Here is a 4,845-nt window from a genome sequence, read left to right on the forward strand (position 1 = left end):
AAATGCGTTAATTCCTCCGCTCCCATTTTTTCAATTCCTTCTTTAAAGGCCTGCATGTTTTTCATATAGGCATCAATTACAGGGAGAATTTTTTCTTTGTTTTGTAAAAAGATGGGAGTCCACATTTGAGCAGAACTTTTGGCCAGACGCACTGTGGATTCAAAACCGCCACTAGCTAAATCGAAAATGGTGGATTGGCTTTTTTCCACTTCCAACACCGTTTGAGCAAGTACAAAGGAGGTAATATGAGAAATATGAGAAACGTAAGCTACGTGTTCATCGTGCTCATCTGCATTCATGTATTTTACCTTCATTTCCAGTACTTCTTCATAAAGTTGTTGAACTTTTTTCAATGCATTTTTGGAAGCTCTTGCCTGGTTACAAATAATAGCAACCTTACCCTTAAATAAATCATCAATAGCAGCTTTTGGGCCTGAATTTTCTGTTCCCGCCATAGGGTGAGCTGGAACAAAGGCAGAATGATTGGGTAGGTCTTTAATGCTATCACAGATGGCCTTTTTTGTTGAACCTACATCCGTCACCACAGCATTTTTTGGTAACAGTGCCATGATTTGAGGTAGCAGTTTTAAGATAGCGTTTACAGGAATGGCCAGAATAACCAGTTCTGATTTTGAAATGGCTTCATTTAACTGGCAAATCTCATCTACTAGTCCCAACTGTAGGGCTTCTTTCTGATGTTGTTTATTTTGATCTACTCCAATTATTCGATGGGCAAAACCCTTTTTTCTAACCTCTTTTGCGATCGATCCCCCGATTAAGCCCAAACCCACAATAATAATATTCATAATAAAAAGTTTAATTATTCTTCTTACACTTACATTTCCTTTTCTTCCAAATCTAATTCACTTAATACCTTTTGAATTCTTTTATGCGCCTCTCCTAGTGTATTTAAATTGGAGCATAAGGAAATCCTAATAAAACGTTTACCATTTGAGCCAAAAATGAAACCAGGAGTTAGAAATACCTTTGCCTTGGAAAGAATGTTGTCAATAAAACCTTCAACTTCAGATATGCCATCAGGGATTTTTGCCCAAAGGAACATTCCTACCTGCTCTTCAGCTGCTTTACACTTTAATAATTCTAAAATAGAAAGTGCCGATTTTTTTCTTTTTGAATACTCCTTGTTCCTATCATTATGCCATTTGATGGAATTGTTTAATGCTTCTACTGCCGCTAACTGAAGGGGAAAAAACATGCCAGAGTCCACGTTACTTTTTACTTTTATGATGGCTTCAACATAATCCTTATGGCCTCCTACCATTCCAATACGCCAACCGGCCATATTATGGGATTTGCTCAATGAGTTTAATTCAATTGAAACTTCTTTGGCTCCCTCGCATGAAAGTATACTTAAAGGTTGATTTTTATTTAAAACCAAACTGTAAGGGTTATCGTGGCATAAGAGAATTTTATGTTTTCGAGCAAATTGTATTAGAGCCTCAAACGTTTCACGATTAGCTTCTGCTCCTGTTGGCATATTCGGATAATTTAACCACATCAATTTCACATGATTAAGATCCATCTTTTGAAGCGCTTCCAGGTCAGGCATCCAACCATCTTCTTCTTTTAAGTCATATGTGATTAGGTCTGCTCCTAGCAGACGACTTGCAGCAGCGTATGCAGGGTAACCAGGGTCGGGAACTAAAACACCATCTCCTGGATTGAGAAAGGCCATGGAGATGTGCATAATACCTTCTTTGGAACCTAATAGAGGCAACACTTCAGTTTCTGCATTCAAAAAAACATTATAAGTGGTATTATACCAGTTTGAAAAAGCTTGTCTTAATTGCGGTATTCCTTTATAGTTTTGATAGCCATGGGTATTTTTTTGAAAAGCTGCCTCACTTAGTTTTTTAATGGTTGCAGATGAAGGAGCCATATCTGGACTACCTATACCAAGATTTATCACTTTTTCTCCACGTTCTTCCATTTGAGCTATTTCTCTAAGTTTTTTGGAGAAATAGTATTCTTGAACATTTCCTAAACGATCTGCTTTGTTGATTATCATCTTATTTGAAATAAAAAAAGCCCGGTCCTTTTCGGAACCGGGCTGTTACATTTTATACTTTTATCAAATGAACACAACTACTCTGTTCCGAAATGGAGAATTCGGTAATAGTAGTAATAATATGTGTTCAGTTTCTTCATTGTTTTCCTAGATATGCGCAAATATAAGTATATGAAGATCAAAAATAAAAGTGTTTCTCGCAATAAATGAACTGGTTATAAAAATTTAGAAGCTTCCTCAACTTTATTAGGGATTAAGTATGTATCACTGAAAAAGCCTGCTAGCAATCCTTTTCCTTTTAAAGGTAAGGTCTTTAACAAGACACAGGGAGGAAGAAAGTAACACTATTTTGATGTTATGGAACCAAACCTTACTTGTTAGATATAGCCTTAAAAAAATAATAGTGAATAAATGCAACTTGACACACCTCTCAGAGGTTAATTGCAAGAGGTAAAATATTTCAATTTAAAGGATAAAAACCTATTTAAAAAGGTTCTGAAAAATGAAGCCATTAAAACTGAATATTGATAAAACTGCTTTGGTAATTATTGACCTACAAAAGGGAATTGTTGGTTTAAAAGGAAAGCCTAATGAAATAGATGTTATTGTCAGTAATGCGGCTAAGCTTGCAGATAAATTCCGTTCAAAGAGAGGTTTGGTAGCCTTGGTTAATGTGGATTTTCAAAATGGAAAAGACGCTCTTAATCCCATCCTGGATGAACCTTTGCCTCCAAGAGATTTACCACAAGATTGGTCGAATATTGTTCCTGAATTATGCCCCAAAAAGGGCGACTTGTTGATTACTAAACGGCAGTGGGGGGCCTTCTTTGGCACAGAACTGGATTTACAACTCCGAAGAAGGGGAATTGATACTCTACTTCTATGTGGGATATCCACAAACATAGGTGTTGAAACTACAGCCAGAGAGGCTTATCAAAGAAATTATAATCAAATATTTGTTGTTGATGCCATGAATGCCTTATCTCGGGAAGAACATGACCATACTATTAAATATATTTTTCCAAGGATGGGAAGAAATCGCTTAACTCAAGAAGTGTTACAAGTCCTATAAATAAATTATGGGCTGGTATGGGTGCTAGATAATGCTCCTTTGAGAAATGGAGGTTAAAGTATCTTTTTAAAGATTTTAACTTTTTATCATCATCCTATTTTCCCTTACTTCTTCATTTTTTCGTTTCCCCTAATCATTGTACACTATTCCTTTCTCTTCTTCGGGGTTTCCCGAATTTTTTTTATCTTAACATGTCTCACCTAAATTCTTCTTCCCATGAAAAAGGTATTCTATGGAACCGTATTTATTCTGCTATTAGCCCTTTCAGGAGGGGCTTTTTATGCATCAGAAAGGCTTCCTATAATGAATGGATATGCGGCCAAGATGATGTGTTCTTGCGTTTTTGAGGCAGGTCGTAATCCGGAAGATGTTCAAAACGAGGATTTGAATTTTTCACCTGTTAATTATACTCGTAGCCAAATAGATAAAGAAAAAAAGACCGTAACCAGCACAGTTTTTGGATTTGGTGCCATAAAGGCAGTATTCAGGGAGGGTTTGGGCTGTACGCTTTTGGTAGAAGCTGAGGAAGGGAGTTTAAGGAAGCAAACTTTTCAAAAACCAGTGATTAACTTTGATCCTGATACTATTCTATGGCCTCAGGGTAATAAAATGAATATCAATGTTTCCAATGACTTTAATCGAAATCAGCTTGAAGCAGCTGTAAATAAAGTCTTCGGTGAGGACAAGAAAACCAAAGCTCTTTTGGTGGTACATGATAACCAATTGGTGGTAGAAAAATATGGAAAAGGATTTAACAAGGATACTAAAACACTGGGCTGGTCAATGACCAAAAGTATTACCAGTGCACTTGTCGGAATCCTGACCAAACAGGGAAAACTAGATATCCATCAGCCACTTGCCGTGGAAGCATGGAAAAAGGATAATCGAAAAACCATCACACTTCATCATTTGATGCAAATGAATAGTGGTTTAACATGGAGGGAAGATTATGGGGATATTTCGGATGTAACAAAAATGTTGTATAAAAAAGCTGATATGGGTAACTATGCTCTTCAAAGCAGCTTTGAAAAAGAACCTGGAGAAAATTGGTTGTATTCCTCTGGAAGTAGTAATATCGTTTCTTATCTTATTCGGAATGTTTTTGAAAATGATGACGAATACTTTTCTTTTCCATATAGGGAGCTATTTATGAAAATAGGAATGCACAGTATAACTTTAGAACCCGACGCTTCTGGAACATTTGTGGGCTCATCCTATGCCTTTGCTACCCCTAGGGATTGGGCTCGATTTGGAATGTTGTATTTAAATGATGGTGTCTGGAACGGGGAGCGTATCCTTCCTGAGGGATGGGTCGACTACTCAACAACTCCAGCCAAAGGGTCTGGGGGAAAATATGGTGTGCAGTGGTGGCTTAATCGATCAAAACATGAACTCCCGGACTGTCCTGAAGATATATTTTTTTGTGATGGTTTCCAAGGACAGCGAATTTATGTGGTACCCTCCAAAAAGCTAGTTGTGGTGAGATTAGGGTTCAAAAATATTGATTTGAATGAAATGATGGTAGAGATTTTAAAGGCTTTCCCTGACCAGAAAAAGGAACTTTCAGAAGGAGTATAACAATCGATTTAATTGGATTTCATGGGTGAATAAAAGTGCATTTGAATAGTTGATTTATTAATTATCTTCGTCAATTAAATTGTAGAATTCCGTTTTTTTAGAAGGCTGTTTTTATTATTTTTACTTAATATCTTATCTATTAACAATTAAGCTTCCTAGACTAATT

4 protein-coding genes are annotated in these 4,845 nt (G+C 36.6%); 2 read left to right on the top strand and 2 right to left on the bottom strand.

Annotation, left to right across the window (positions count from 1 at the left end; all coding sequences use genetic code 11):
* The coding region (locus tag E1171_RS06945; protein WP_155205285.1) for a prephenate dehydrogenase at positions 1-806 on the bottom strand (806 nt) is incomplete at its 3' end.
* A 29-nt stretch (positions 807-835) separates the two neighbouring features.
* On the bottom strand, positions 836-2,029 hold the full coding sequence (locus E1171_RS06950) for a pyridoxal phosphate-dependent aminotransferase (protein ID WP_155205286.1): 1,194 nt from the start codon (positions 2,027-2,029) through the stop codon (positions 836-838).
* A 502-nt stretch (positions 2,030-2,531) separates the two neighbouring features.
* Between E1171_RS06950 and E1171_RS06955 the strand changes: the two genes are divergently transcribed.
* Both E1171_RS06955 and E1171_RS06960 read left to right on the top strand, forming a co-directional pair.
* Complete coding sequence (locus E1171_RS06955) at positions 2,532-3,101, top strand: hydrolase (RefSeq protein ID WP_155205287.1); 570 nt, start codon at positions 2,532-2,534, stop codon at positions 3,099-3,101.
* Between the two features lie 216 nt (positions 3,102-3,317).
* Entirely contained in the window at positions 3,318-4,679 is a 1,362-nt protein-coding gene (locus E1171_RS06960) for a serine hydrolase domain-containing protein (protein WP_155205288.1), read from the top strand.
* Positions 4,680-4,845: the final 166 nt, after the last annotated feature.

Source organism: Xanthovirga aplysinae (genome assembly GCF_009711365.1).
Classification (GTDB): domain Bacteria; phylum Bacteroidota; class Bacteroidia; order Cytophagales; family Cyclobacteriaceae; genus Xanthovirga; species Xanthovirga aplysinae.

Excerpts from the sequence above, each read along its gene's own strand:
- E1171_RS06950 (WP_155205286.1), bottom strand. The coding sequence starts at position 2,029 with ATGATAATCAACAAAGCAGATCGTTTAGGAAATGTTCAAGAATACTAT.
- E1171_RS06955 (WP_155205287.1), top strand. The coding sequence starts at position 2,532 with ATGAAGCCATTAAAACTGAATATTGATAAAACTGCTTTGGTAATTATT.
- E1171_RS06960 (WP_155205288.1), top strand. The coding sequence starts at position 3,318 with ATGAAAAAGGTATTCTATGGAACCGTATTTATTCTGCTATTAGCCCTT.